General features: G+C 67.5%; 12 protein-coding genes. 1 reads left to right on the top strand and 11 read right to left on the bottom strand.

Annotation, left to right across the window (positions count from 1 at the left end):
• Nucleotides 1-69: 69 nt before the first annotated feature.
• The 5 genes from thrC to glyA form a co-directional block, all read right to left on the bottom strand.
• Nucleotides 70-1248 carry a threonine synthase gene (gene thrC, locus DZC73_RS28065; RefSeq protein ID WP_161974789.1) on the bottom strand — a complete coding sequence of 393 codons (1179 nt, stop codon included), beginning with the start codon at nt 1246-1248 and terminating at the stop codon, nt 70-72.
• A 167-nt stretch (nt 1249-1415) separates the two neighbouring features.
• Nucleotides 1416-1868 (bottom strand): Rid family detoxifying hydrolase, encoded by a 453-nt coding sequence (locus DZC73_RS28070; RefSeq protein WP_124543711.1) that lies wholly within the window; start codon nt 1866-1868, stop codon nt 1416-1418.
• A gap of 106 nt (nt 1869-1974) precedes the next feature.
• Complete coding sequence (locus DZC73_RS28075) at nt 1975-3132, bottom strand: NAD(P)/FAD-dependent oxidoreductase (protein ID WP_124543712.1); 1158 nt, start codon at nt 3130-3132, stop codon at nt 1975-1977.
• Nucleotides 3133-3158: 26 nt separating this feature from the next.
• On the bottom strand, nt 3159-4376 hold the full coding sequence (locus tag DZC73_RS28080) for a benzoate/H(+) symporter BenE family transporter (RefSeq protein ID WP_133309069.1): 1218 nt from the start codon (nt 4374-4376) through the stop codon (nt 3159-3161).
• Nucleotides 4377-4386: 10 nt separating this feature from the next.
• Nucleotides 4387-5634, bottom strand: coding sequence for a serine hydroxymethyltransferase (gene glyA, locus DZC73_RS28085; protein WP_124543713.1), 1248 nt, complete (start codon nt 5632-5634; stop codon nt 4387-4389).
• Between the two features lie 184 nt (nt 5635-5818).
• Here glyA and DZC73_RS28090 point away from each other — a divergent pair, with 184 nt between their 5' ends.
• Nucleotides 5819-7216 carry an aminotransferase-like domain-containing protein gene (locus DZC73_RS28090; RefSeq protein ID WP_124543714.1) on the top strand — a complete coding sequence of 466 codons (1398 nt, stop codon included), beginning with the start codon at nt 5819-5821 and terminating at the stop codon, nt 7214-7216.
• Nucleotides 7217-7220: 4 nt separating this feature from the next.
• Here DZC73_RS28090 and DZC73_RS30410 read toward each other — a convergent pair whose 3' ends face one another.
• From DZC73_RS30410 to DZC73_RS28120, 6 genes are all read right to left on the bottom strand, one after another.
• The gene (locus DZC73_RS30410) at nt 7221-8003 is read right to left on the bottom strand and encodes a PEPxxWA-CTERM sorting domain-containing protein (protein WP_235835319.1); all 783 of its coding nucleotides are present in this window, start codon (nt 8001-8003) and stop codon (nt 7221-7223) included.
• Nucleotides 8004-8130: 127 nt separating this feature from the next.
• Nucleotides 8131-9153 (bottom strand): LacI family DNA-binding transcriptional regulator, encoded by a 1023-nt coding sequence (locus DZC73_RS28100; protein WP_124543715.1) that lies wholly within the window; start codon nt 9151-9153, stop codon nt 8131-8133.
• 60 nt (nt 9154-9213) lie between these two features.
• The gene (locus tag DZC73_RS28105; protein WP_235835325.1) at nt 9214-10260 is read right to left on the bottom strand and encodes an ABC transporter ATP-binding protein; all 1047 of its coding nucleotides are present in this window, start codon (nt 10258-10260) and stop codon (nt 9214-9216) included.
• Between the two features lie 42 nt (nt 10261-10302).
• Complete coding sequence (locus DZC73_RS28110) at nt 10303-11187, bottom strand: carbohydrate ABC transporter permease (RefSeq protein WP_235835320.1); 885 nt, start codon at nt 11185-11187, stop codon at nt 10303-10305.
• A gap of 85 nt (nt 11188-11272) precedes the next feature.
• Nucleotides 11273-12172 (bottom strand): carbohydrate ABC transporter permease, encoded by a 900-nt coding sequence (locus tag DZC73_RS28115; protein WP_124543718.1) that lies wholly within the window; start codon nt 12170-12172, stop codon nt 11273-11275.
• Nucleotides 12173-12187: 15 nt separating this feature from the next.
• A complete protein-coding gene (locus tag DZC73_RS28120; RefSeq protein ID WP_124543719.1) occupies nt 12188-13417 on the bottom strand; it encodes an ABC transporter substrate-binding protein in 1230 nt (409 codons plus the stop codon).
• Between the last annotated feature and the right edge of the window lie 8 nt (nt 13418-13425).

A 13425-nucleotide genomic window follows, 5' to 3' on the forward strand; every position in this document is an offset into this window, starting at 1 on the left:
CCCTCATCTGCGGCAAGGGGGAACCCCATGTCGACGTGACGCGGTGCACGAACCGTGCACCGCGTCCCATCAGGCGTGCTGGCGAAGCGGCGACTTCGCGGCATCGAGCACGCCGCTTCCCAGCAGGCCGCCGATGTCCTTCAGGCCGCTGCCGGTGACGAGCACCACGGCTGTCTCGTCAGGCTGCAATGCACCCCACTGGCGCAAGCCAGCGTAGGCGGCCGCCGCGCCGGGCTCGGCAAAGACGCCGCCGCTGCGCGCAAGGTCGAGAATGGCCTGGAAGATCTGCGCGTCGTTGACCACCACGTACTCGCCGCCGCTCGCCTCCACGGCACGCAAGGCCTTGATGCGATCGCGTGGCAGGGCCACGCTGATGCTGCTGGCCGAGGTGGCCGAGGGCAGCGCCTGCGGCGCGTGCGGCCCGTCGCCGGCCTTCCAGGCTCGGTACATGAAGTCGCTGCCGCTGGCCTGCACGCCCATGATCTTCGGCATGCGCTCGGTGATGCCCATGAGCATGAGCTCATGGAAGCCCTTGTAGACCGCCCCCACGATGCAGCCGTTGCCCACCGGCACAAAGATGCGGTCGGGCACGCGCCACTGCATCTGCTCGCAGATCTCGAAGGCCACGGTCTTCTTGCCTTCGGACATGTACGAGTTGATGCCGGTGCTGCGGTTGTACCAACCGTGCTCCTTGCATGCGGCGTGGCAGGCGGCGAAGGCTTCGTCGTAGCCGCCTTCGACCTCCACCACCTCCGCGCCGTAGGCCCGGATCTGCGCGAGCTTCTCGCGCGCCGCGCTGGTGGGCGCGAAGATGACGCAGCGGATGCCGCTGCCCGCGCTCATGCACGCCAGCGCCGCTGCGGCATTGCCGGTGCTGGCCGCGGCGATGGTCTTCACGCCCATCTCGGCCGCCAGCGCGACGGCCAGTGCGCTGGCGCGGTCCTTCAGAGAACCGCTGGGATTGCGGCTGTCGTCCTTGATGAAGACGCGGCCGGGGCCGCTGTGCTTGAGCTTGTACAGCGGCGAGCCGCCGGTGTGCAGGTGCGGCGTGAACTCGAGCGACGTGGGCAGCACGCTGGTGTAGCGCCACATGTCGAAGTAGTCGCTGGACTGCACGCCTTGCACGAAGCCGCGGCTCAGTTCGGCGTAGTCGTAGACCAGATCCAGCGCACCGTCGAGCTCGCAGCTCGGGCAGTAGTAGCTGACCTGGTCGGGCAGGTAGATGGCGTCGCAGTGCAGGCAACGCAAGGCAAAGGAACTCCCACCAAGATTCATGGTGACCCCTGTTCAATTGGCGATGCGAAACCGGCCCGAACGGCACGTGGAACGCGCCGCGCCGCCTCCTCGGACAGAAGAAGCAGCGGCGGGCCGGAACGTGTCGGGACGAAGGCGCGCATGCAGCGCGCCGGCTGGCGTCAGCTGCGCGTGACCATGATCGCGTCGATGGCGACCAGGGTGTTGCGGGCCAGCTGGGCTGCGCCCACGGTGGTGCGGGCAGGGTAGGGCTGGGTGAAGTACTCGGCCATGATGGCGTTCATGGTCGTGAACTTGGAGATGTCGGTGATGTAGACGGTGACCTGCACCACGTCGGCCAGCGTGCCGCCGCAGGCTTCGGCCATGGTCTTGAGGTTGCTGAAGGTCTGGCGCACCTGGCCCTCGAAGCCGCCTTCGGCGATGTCGTTGGTGCCCGGCACCACCGGCGTCTGCGCGGCCAGGAAGATCATGTTGCCGACCTTCACGCCCTGCGAGTAGGTGCCCAGCGGCACCGGTGCCTTGTCGGTGTAGATGATGCTGCGGTCGGAGGTCTCGGCCGGCTTGTTCTTCGCCTGCGCGGCTTGGACTTCGGAGCGTTCAGCGACTTGCGTCATGTTCATTGTTCCCTGTGTTTTGGAAGTAGTAGTGGCCGTTGCCGGCCGTGGTGTGAGGCTCTTCTTGTGACGAGAGCTTGAATGTGATGACAGCCTTGGATGGAAATTATTTGAGTTCGGCCACCGCGACGACGCCTTGCCGCGCCCTGCCCACCACGCGCAGCGGCGCGGTGTCTTCGGCATGGACGCCGCGCAGGTCGGCGGGAAGCGCCTGGTGCGTGGCGAGCGCGGCGCACAGGCGCGCCATCGCAGGCGCCGTCTGGATGCCGTAGCCGCCCAGCGCGGCGCACCAGATGAACGATTCATGGGCCGGGTCCGCGCCGATCAGCGGCGAGCGATCGGGCACGAAGATGCGCAGGCCGGCCCAGCGGTTGAGCACGCGCCTGGGGCGCAGCGTGGTGGCGTTCTCCAGCCGGTCCATGGCGATGGCCACGCCGAGCTCGTCGGGCAGCGCGTCGCAGGGCTCGGACGGCGTCTCGTCGCAGGGCGAGACCATGAGACGGCCCACGTCGGGCTTGATGAAGAGCTGCTCGTCGACGGTGCCGATGTAGGGGCAGCGCGTGACGTCGCGCTCCGGGTCGACCACGACCACGGTGCGCAGCAGCGGCTGGATGCCCAGCCGCGTCGCGCCGCAGCGCTCGGCCACCACGTCGGCCCAGGCGCCGCTGGCGTTGACGATGGTGCCGGCCTGCACGGTGTCGCCGTTCATGAGCTTGACCGTCCAGGCCGAGCCGGTGCGCCGTGCATGGGCGATCTCCGCCTCGGTGCGAACCAGGCCGCCGCGCAGCCGGATGCCGCGAAGGAAGGCCCCGTGGATCGCGTGCACGTCCAGGTCGAAGGCGCTGGGCTCGTGGATGCCGGCGATCCACTGTTCGCCGAGGAAGGGCGCCATCTCGGCCACGGCCTTGCGGTCCAGCCATTGCGCGCTGGGCACCTGCTGCACCACGGCCTGGTAGCGCGCATTGAGCTTGCCCCAATGGGCGTCGTCGCCCACGATGAGCGCGCCGCGCGGCGAAGACAGCGCGTCATCGGTCAGCTCCGACGGCGGGTTCTCGAAGAAGCCGCGCGAGGCGCAGGTGAGCTGGCGGATGAGCGCGTTGCCGTAGCTCTCCATCGAGATGGCCGCCGAGCGTCCGGTGGTGTGGTACGACAGGCTGCTCTCGCGGTCGATCAGCAGCACGCTGCCGTGCAGGGCCAGCTCCGAGCCGACCGCCACGCCGGCGATGCCGCCGCCGACCACCAGGAAATCGTAGTTCTGGTTCATGTTGTGGTTCTCCCTTTGACGATGGATCAGGCCTTGTCCAGCTTGGGCATCACCAGTGCCGGACGCTGCCAGGACTTGTGCAGCACCAGGTAGGCCAGCCCGCCGATCACCAGGCCCCAGAAGGCGGCGCCCAGCCCCAGGAAGCTCATGCCCGAGGCGGTGACGAGGAAGGTGACGACGCTGGCGTCGCGGTTCTTCTCGTCATTGACCACGCCCACCATGCCGGTGGTGATGGCGCCGATCAGCGCCAGGCCCGCCAACGCAGCGATCAGCTCCTTGGGCAGCGAGGAGAACAGCAGGGCCAGCGCCCCGCCGAAGGTGCCGATCACGATGTAGATCAGGCCGCAGGCAATGCCCGCCACGTAGCGCTTGTCGGCGTCTTCATGCGCTTCCTTTCCGGTGCAGATGGCCGCGGTGATGGCAGCGAGGTTCACGCCGTGCGAGCCGAAGGGCGCCAGCAGCAGCGAGGCGATGCCGGTGGTGCTCACGATGCTGCCCGCGCCCACCTTGTAGCCCGAGGTGCGCAGCACGGCCATGCCCGGCACGTACTGGCCGGTCAGCGTCACCAGCGCCAGCGGCAGTCCCAGGCTCAGCACCGCGTGCCACGACCATTCCGGCGTGACGAACACCGGACGCACGATGGCCAGCTGCACCTGCGACAGATTGGTGTGACCGGTGGCGATGGCGAAGGCAATGCCCACCAGCATCACCGACGCGATGGCGTAGCGCGGCTGCAGCCGCTTGAAGACGAGGAAGGTCGCGACCATCAGCAGCACCAGCGCCGGGCTCGCGTTGATGGAGCTGAACACGTTGGTGCCGAAGTGGAAGAGGATGCCCGCAAGCATGGCCGCGGCGATGCCCTTGGGGATGCGTTCGATCAGCTTGTCGAACGCGCCCGACAGGCCGATGGCGGTGATGGCCAGCGAAGCGACGATGTAGGCACCGATGGCCTGCGGCAGCGGCATGCCGGGCAGCATCACCACCAGCAGCGCCGCACCGGGCGTGGACCACGCGGTGATGATGGGCGTCTTCAGCCGCCAGCTCAGGATGAGCCCGGTGAGCCCGCTGCCGATGGACACGGCCCAGATCCATGAGGACGTCAGCTCGGTGGACAGGTTGGCCAGCTTGGCGGCCTGGAACACGATGACCAGCGGGCCGGCGTAGGAGATGAGCACGGCCAGGAAGCCGGCCACCAGGGCGGAGAGCGAGAAGTCGTCGCGGACTTGTCGGAAGGTCGGGATCATGGCTGGCCTTTCAGCGGTAGACCGGGAAGCGGTTGCACAGCGCGCGCACCTGTTCGCGCACGGCGGCGAGGTGGGCGGTGTCGGTCCAGGCCTGGACCACGTCGGCCACCAGCTCGCCCACCTGGCGCGCCTCGGCCACGCCGAAGCCGCGGGTGGTGATGGCCGGGCTGCCCAGGCGGATGCCGCTGGTGATCACCGGCTTCTGCGGATCGTTGGGAATCGCGTTCTTGTTGCAGGTGATGCAGACCTCGCCCAGCACGCGCTCCGCATCACGGCCGGTGATGTTGTGGCCGCGCAGGTCCACCAGCATCATGTGGCTCTCGGTGCGGTTGGACACGAGGCGCAGACCGCGCTTGACGAGGGCGTCAGCCATCGCGGCGGCGTTGTCCAGCACCTGCTGCTGGTACTGCTTGAATTCGGGCGTCAGCGCTTCCTTGAAGGCGACCGCCTTGCCGGCGATGACGTGCACCAGCGGCCCGCCCTGCGTGCCGGGGAAGATGGCGGAGTTGATCGCCTTCTCGTGCTGCTCCTTCATCAGGATGACGCCGCCGCGCGGGCCGCGCAGGCCCTTGTGCGTGGTGGTGGTGACGACGTCCGCATGCGGCACGGGGTTGGGGTAGACGCCGCCGGCGACGAGGCCGGAGTAGTGCGCCATGTCCACCATGAAATACGCGCCGACGTCGCGCGCCACACGGGCGAAGCGCTCGAAGTCGATGCGCAGCGAATAGGCCGAGGCACCAGCGATGATCATCTTCGGCCGCGTCTCGTGCGCGATGCGCTCCATCGCGTCGTAGTCGATCTCCTCGCGCTCGTTCAGGCCGTAGCTGTGCACCTTGAACCACTTGCCGCTGATGTTCAGCGGCATGCCGTGCGTGAGGTGGCCGCCCTCGGCCAGGCTCATGCCGAGGATGGTGTCGCCCGGCTGCAGCAGGGCGAAGAACACCGCCTGGTTGGCCTGCGAGCCGGAGTGCGGCTGCACGTTGGCCGACTCGGCGCCGAACAGGTCCTTCACGCGGCGAATGGCCAGGCGCTCGGCCTCGTCGATCACCTCGCAGCCGCCGTAGTAGCGCTTGCCCGGGTAGCCCTCGGCGTACTTGTTGGTGAGCTGCGAGCCCACGGCCTGCAGCACGGCGGGCGAGGTGTAGTTCTCGGACGCGATGAGCTCGATGTGCTCTTCCTGGCGCTGGTTCTCGCGCCGGATCACGTCCCAGATTTCGGGGTCGATGCGTTCGATGGTGTGGGTCTGGCGGTCAAACACGGCGCGCTTCTCCTGAATTCATTGAATCAATTCAATCGAAATTGAATCGGTGTAATAACTCTAAATGCACCGATTAACCGCGTCAAGAACTCATGTAATGCCGTATTTCCCCATGGGACATTGAGGCAAAGGTGTAATAAAGTCATGAGATAAGGCGATTGAATCGATGCAAGCAGAACAAATCATGTGGTCTCCAAACCTTCAGGCGTCCGATGGGCCCATCTACGAGCGGATTGCCGCGGCGCTGGAGCGCGACATCCGCTCCGGGCTGCTGTCCGTGGGCAGCCGCTTGCCCACGCTCAAGGAACTGGCCGCCGCGCTGGGCGTCACGCCGGGCACGGTGAACCGGGCCTATGAGCTGGCGCAGCGGCGCGGCCTGGTGGAAGGCGAGGTGGGGCGGGGCACCTTCGTGCGCGGGCATGGCGAGAAGGCCGTGCCTGCCGTGCCGCCGGCGCCGCCCTTCGCCTCCTTGCCGGAGGCATCGAGCGAATGGGTGGACCTGTCCATCGTCAAGCCCAACATGGCCATCCAGGAGCCGTACGTCCGCGCGGCCATGCTGGAGCTGGCACAGTCGCCCACCCTCACGGAGATGCTCGACTACACGCCCGACGGCGGCCACCCGCTGCACCGCCAGGCGGGCGCGAGCTGGATGCATCACACCGGCCTGCCGGCCAAGTCGGAACAGGTACTGTTGACGGCCGGTGCGCAGCACGGCCTGCTGGTCTCGGTGAGTGCGCTCACCAAGCCGGGCGACCTGGTGCTGTGCGAATCGCTGTGCTACCCGGGCGTGGCCTCGGTGGTGCTCAGCCTGGGGCGCCGCCTGCGCGGCGTGCGCATGGACGAGCAGGGCATGGACCCGACCAACCTGCGCGACGTGTGCAAGCAGGAGCGCCCGGCGATGGTCATCTGCATCGCCACCTGCCAGAACCCGACCACGGCGGTGATGTCGGCCGCGCGCCGCAGCGAGATCGCCGAGATCGCGCGGGAGTTCGACGTGATCCTCGTGGACGACGACCTGTACGGCTTCCTCGCGCCCACACCCGTGCCCCCGCTGGCCAGCTTCGCGCCCGAGCGCACGCTCTACCTCACGAGCCTGTCGAAGTCAGTGGCGTCGACGGTGCGGCTGGGCTACCTGCACGGGCCACCCGAATGGCTGGCACGGCTGGCCGCCAGCGTGCGCACGAGCGTGTGGATGGTGTCGCCCCTGGCGGCGCAGCTGGCCACCAACCTCATCACCAGCGGCAAGGCGCACGAGATGGCCCAGGCCCAGCGCAGCGAGGCGCAGGCGCGCCAGCTCATGGCGAAGGAACTGCTGGGGCAGTTCGAGTACCGCTCGCAGTCCACGGCCTTCCATGTGTGGCTGAAGCTGCCCGCCCGCTGGACCAGCGGCGACCAGTTCGCCGCCCTGGCGCGCGGGCATCAGCTGCTGCTGTCGGGCGGCGATGCCTTCTCCGTCAACCGCGACGGCGAAGGCCGCCAGCACGTGCGCATCGCGCTGATGGCATCCACCCGCGAGCAGATGCGCTTCGTGCTGACCAAGCTCAGGGGCTTGCTGGACACGCCGGATTCGGCGTGGCTTTGAAGCCTCAGGCGCGGCGGCGTGCGGCCAGGCCGAGGGCACCCAGGCCCGCGAGCATCAGCGCCCAGGTCTCAGGCTCGGGCACGGCGGGGATGTTGTCCACGTCCGCATGCACCCGGGCTTCGAGCAGGTACTGTCGGCCATCGTCCAGGTCGAAGTCACCGGTGATCGTGCCGGTGCTGCTGGCGAAGCCGGTGGCAGGGCGATGCAGCAAGGCGTCGAACTGGAAGTGCTTGCCCCAGTAGTCCAGGTCGGGCGAGACGACGATGCCCGTCCAGGCCAGGGCATCCTGGAAGGAGGGCGCGCCACCGGCGTCAGCGAACAGGCTGTAGTCGATCGAGAAGTGGAGGTGGCCCGCGCCGTGCGAGGTGATGACGCCGTAGCGCTCGGCATTGGCGCTGCGTTCACCCGCCGGGGAGACGCCGACCATCGTCGCGTCAAGCAGGCCAGCGCCCGCCTGGATGGTGGCGCTGCCGCTCAGGCCGGGCGCGGAATCGGAAGTCGCGACGGGATCCACCAGGTTGTCCACCCATTGGAACTGCCCGCCGCCGCCGCCCCAGGCACAGGTGCCGTCGCCGTCGGCGGTGACACAGGTCTCGGAGTAGGACGCGCTCCACAGCAGCTCCACGGAGGCATTGATGCCGTCGGCTGCGTCGTTGTCGGTGAAGCTGACCTTCAGCGTGCTCAGATCGAGCTGGGCATGGGCCATCGGGACGGCCCAGCTGGAGGCGGCAGCCATGGTCGAAGCGAGGGCGATGGAGGCGAGGCGAAGTGTCGCGCCGATGGTCATGAAGGCTCCCGAACGTTGTGGTGTCGAATGGGCCGCTGGTCGAGCGGCGCCGAATTATCGGCAATGGAAATTCGGGAAACGGCACCTGTTCGCGGGGTGGCCTGGCGCCTATCGCACCTCGGAGTTCCTACTGCCTGGATCCGGCTCCAGCACGCCCCACCGAATCGCGCAGCGACACCGTCGGCATGAACTCCTTGGACACTTTCAGGTTCATGTCGTAGCAGGCGTTCAGCAGCATGCGGCAGGCGTTCAGGCCCATCTCGGCGATGGGGATGTGCACGCTGGTCAGCCGTGGCGACAGGAACGCGGCCACGTCGGTGTCGTCGTAGCCCACGACCGAGACGTCGCCGGGCACCGACAGGCCGGCGTGCTGCAGGCAGCTCAAGGCGCCCATGGCCATCTGGTCGTTGGCGCAGAAGAGGGCCGTCATGCGCTTCTTGCCGGCCAGCAGCCGTTCGACCGCGGCCCAGCCCGAGCCCGCGGTGAACTCGCCTTCCTCGACCTGCACGGTCGACGGTTCAATGCCGCCTTCGCCCAGCCGGTCGAAGAAGCCTTGCAGGCGCTGCTTGTTGTCGCCGGCGCTGCTCAGGCCGGAGATGACGGCGATGCGCTTGTGCCCCTGGTCCAGGAGGGCCTGCGCCGCCAGGCGGCCTGCGGCCTTGTGGTCCACCGTGAAGCACTGGCTCTTCATGCCTTTCACGTCGCGGTTCACCACCGCAATGTGGGGGAACTGCTCGCGCAGCGCCAGGAAGTCCACGTCCTTGAGGGCGTTGCTGGTGATGATGATGCCGTCGCACTCGCGGTCGATCAGGAAGCGTGCGCCGTCCAGCGCCTGCTGCCGCGGGTCTTCATGGCCGCAGCCGTTGGCCACCACCATGTGGCGGTCGTACTGGCGCAGTTCGGTGTCGATGGCGTGCAGCAGCGGCCCATAGAACGGGCCCTGGAAGTTGGGAATGAACACGCCGATGGTGCTGGTGCTGCGCAGGGACAGCGCCCGCGCCGTCGCGCTGGGCCGGAAGCCCAGCTGCTGCACTGCCAGGCCCACGCGCTCCGCTGCGTCCTGCGAGAACGAGCCCTTGCCGCTGATCACCCGGGAGGCGGTGCCTACGCCCACACCTGCCAGCCGTGCCACATCTTTGATCGTTGCCATCGCCCTCCCGGCTTTGTCACATGCTTGACGCACCGGGCGGGATGATAAGAGGTCCGCCTGTCAGAGTCGCTCTTCACTCGTGGGGTCGAACAGGCACGCGCGTGCGAGATCCATGTCCACGCCGACCTTGTCGCCCACCTCGGGCGGCTGCGGGCTGTTGATGCTGGCGGCGACGCGCTGGCCCTGCATGTCCAGCCACACCACCTGGTGCGAGCCCATGGGTTCGACCAAAGTCACCTGGGCAGGCATATGGGTTTCGCCTGGCGGCACGAGCGTGATGTGCTCGGGCCGCACGCCCAGCACCGCTTGCGCATTCAGCGGCGGCCAGCCCAGGAAGGCCTCGTGCGGCACCGACCCCTCGAAGGCGCCGGCCGTGAACTGGACGTGCCGGCTGGTGACTTCGCCCAGCCGCCCGGTGATGAAGTTCATGCTGGGCGAGCCCAGGAAGCCCGCCACGAACATGTTGGCCGGCCGCGCATAGACCTCGCCCGGCGCGCCGATCTGCTGGATGCGTCCGCCACGCATCACCGCGACGCGGGTGGCCAGCGTCATGGCCTCCACCTGGTCGTGGGTCACGTAGATCATGGTCGTGCCCAGTTCCTGGTGCAGTTGCTTGAGCTCGCGGCGCAGCTCGGTGCGCAGCTTCGCATCCAGGTTGGACAGCGGCTCGTCGAAGAGGAACACCTGCGCCTCGCGCACCAGCGCCCGCCCGATGGCCACGCGCTGGCGCTGGCCGCCCGAGAGCTGCGACGGCTTGCGGTTGAGCAGCGCATCGAGCTGCAGCATCTTCGATGCACGCTCCACGCGCCTGGCGATCTCCTGCCTGGGCATGCCCGCCACGCGCAGGCCGAAGCTCATGTTGCGCTCGACATTCATCGTCGGGTACAGCGCATACGACTGGAACACCATGCCGATGGAGCGGTCCTTCGGATCGACCCAGGTGACGTCGCGCCCGCCGATGTGGATGCTGCCCGCGTCCACGTCGATGAGCCCCGCGATGCTGTGCAGCAGCGTGCTCTTGCCACAGCCCGAAGGCCCCAGCAGCACGAGGAACTCGCCTTCGTGCACCGACAGGTCGAGCTGTTCGAGGATGTTGGCGGCGCCCATGCGCACGCCCAGTTGCTGAATGGAAACGCTGGACACTTTGGATCAGCCTTTGACCGCGCCGGCGGCGATGCCGCGAACGAACCAGCGGCCGGACACGAGGTAGATGACGAGCGGCACCAGCGAGGTGAGCAAGGTGGCCGCCATGTTGACGTTGTACAGGCGCTCGCCCGTGGTGGTGTTGATGACGTTGTTGAGCTGCACCGTCATGGGCAGGTGCTCGCGCCCGGCGAACACGAGGCCCAGGATGAAGTCATTCCAGATGCCGGTGACCTGCATGATCACCGCCACCACGATGATGGGCAGGCTCATGGGCAGCATGAGCTGCATGAAGATGCGCCAGAACCCGCCGCCGTCGATGCGCGCTGCCATGAAGAGCTCGCGCGGCACCGTGGTGTAGTAGTTGCGGAACAGCAGCGTCATCACCGGCATGCCGAAGATGGTGTGGATGAGCACGATGCCAGGCAGCGTGCCGAACAGGCTCATGCTGGCGAAGGCGCGAACCAGCGGGAACATCACCACCTGGTAGGGCACGAAGGCGCCCATCAGCAGCACGAGGAACAGGCCGTTGCCGTACTTCGGCCGCCAGAAGCTCAGCGCATAGCCGTTGAGCGCGCCGAAGAAGATGGACACGATGGTGCTGGGCACCACGATGGACACCGAGTTCCAGAAGCCGCCGCGGATGCCTTCGCATTGCAAGCCGGTGCACACCGAAGTCCAGGCCTGCGCCCAGGGCTCCAGCGTCATCTTCATCGGCAAGGCGAAGAGGTGGGCCAGGCGGATCTCCTCCATCGGCTTGACGGAGGTGACGAGCATCACGTACAGCGGCAGCAGGAAGAACGCGGCCGCGGTGAAGAGGAATGCATAGATGCCGATGCGCGCCGGCCGGGGCAGGACGCGCGAAGGTCGCTTGGCGATGGCAATAGGCATCGCCGAAGTTTGAATCACGGCGCTCATTTTGTAACCTCCGCGCTGCGCGCTGCGGTGCGAGCGCCTTCGGGCGGCCGAGCGGCGCTCATGCGTGCGCTCCGCTCGAACCCTTGCGTTGGCGGGCGTAGAGCCAAGGAGCGAGCACCGCCAGCACGGTGATGAGCAGCACCGTCGACGCCGCCGACGCCAGGCCGATGTTGGCCCGCCCGAACAGGTTGTCGATGATGAACTTCGCCGGCACTTCACTCGCGAGCCCGGGGCCGCCTTGCGTCATTGCCACCACCACGTCGAACACCTTCACCACGCCCACGGAGAGCAGCACCAGCGCGGTGCCGATCGAGGGACCCATCATCGGCAGCACCACGCTCAGGTACACCCGCCAGGTCGGGATGCCGTCGATGCGCGCCGCCTTCCAGATGCTGTCGTCCACGCCGCGCAGGCCAGCGAGCATCAGCGCCATGACCACGCCCGACCCCTGCCAGACGGCGGCCAGCGCGATGGCATACATCACCGCCTCCTGCCGCACGATCCAGTCCAGCGTGAAGCTGTCGAAGCCCAGGCCCCGGATGGTCGACTGCAGGCCCAGCTCCGGATTCAGCAACCACTGCCACACCAGCCCGGTGGCGACGAAAGACATGGCATACGGATAGAGGAACACCGTGCGCAGGATGCCTTCACCCTTCACCCGCTGGTCGATGAACACCGCCAGGAGGAAGCCCAGCACCATGCACCCGACGATGAACAGCGCGCCGAACAGCGCCATGTTCTCCAGCGAGAGCATCCAGCGCTCGCTGTTGAACAGGCGCGTGTACTGGGCGAGGCCGACGAAGTCGTTGATGGGCAGGGTGCGCGAGCCGCTGAAGCTCACGCGCACCGACCAGGCCACCGTGCCGAGGTAGGCGAGAAGCACGGTGGCCGCCATGGGCAGCAGCGCGGCATAGGCCGCGGCGTGGCGCAGCCCATGGCTGCGTCGCGAAGACGACATGGAAGGCTCCGAGGTTCAGCCGCCCTTGACTGCGAGCACCAGGGCCTTGACCGCGTCGTCCGCGCTCTGGTTGGTGTTCCAGTACTTGGTGACGATGTCCTGCATGACGCCGGAGACGTCAGGCGAGATCAGCATCTCTGGATTGGGCAGATGGCGCGAAGTGTCCTTCATGATCTGGATGCCCATCTGCGCGCAGATGTCCATGCCCTTGGCGTCCACGTCCGTGCGGATCGGGATGGAGCCCTTCTTGTTGTTGAAGGCCACCTGCGTCGCCGGCGAGGTGAAGGTGTCGGCCAGCAGGTGCTGCGCCTTGATCTGCGCCGGGTCGGTCGTCTTGGGGAACACGAACACGTCGCCTGCGATGATGTAGGGCGACTTCGGGCCGAAGCCGGCGAAGCAGCCGAACTCCTTGCCGGCCGTCTGGTTGGCCGCCTGGAATTCGCCCTTGGCCCAGTCGCCCATGATCTGCACGCCGGCCTTGCCGGAGATGACCATCGAAGTCGCGTCGTTCCAGTTGCGGCCCGGCGAGCCGGCGTCGGTGTAGCTCTTGAGCTTCTTGTACGACACCAGCAGGCTCTTGAAGGCGGGGCTCTGCAGCGTGGCCGCATCGCGGTCGCGGTAGATCTTCAGGTACATCTCCGAGCCGCCCACGTGCGCGAGCCAGGCGTCGAAGAGGATCTTTTCCTGCCAGGGCTGGCCGCCCTGGGCCAGCGGCACCACGCCGGCGGCCTTGAGCTTGTCCAGCGCGGCGAAGAACTCATCGGCCGACTTGGGTTCGGCGGTGATGCCGGCCTTGGCGAAGGCCGCCTTCGAGTACCAGAACCACGCCGGCATGTGGATGTTCACCGGCACCGCGTAGAAGTGGCCCTTGACCTTGACGGAGTTCAGGATGGGCGCGGGCAGCCACTTGTCCCAGCCGTTCTTCTGCGCCACCTCGTCCACGTTGTTGAGCAGGCCCGCGTCGATGATGTCGTGGAACTGCTTGGAGGTATTGAACTGCGCCGCGGTGGAGGGCGTGCCGCCCACGATGCGGTTGATGGCGGTGGAGCGCGCCGCCTCGCCGCCGGCGATGGCGCTGTCCACCCAGGTGCCGCCTGCGGCCTTGTAGGCGTTGGCGAGTTCCTTCACGGCGGCCGATTCGCCACCCGAGGTCCACCAGTGGATCACTTCTGCTTTCTGCGCAAATGCGGCTCCCGTGCCGAATGCGAGGGCCAGGCCGAGGGCGATGGCGGTGCGTTGCTTCATGTCTGTCT

The sequence above is a fragment of the Rhizobacter terrae genome (genome assembly GCF_003852895.1).
Lineage (GTDB): Bacteria > Pseudomonadota > Gammaproteobacteria > Burkholderiales > Burkholderiaceae_C > Albitalea > Albitalea terrae.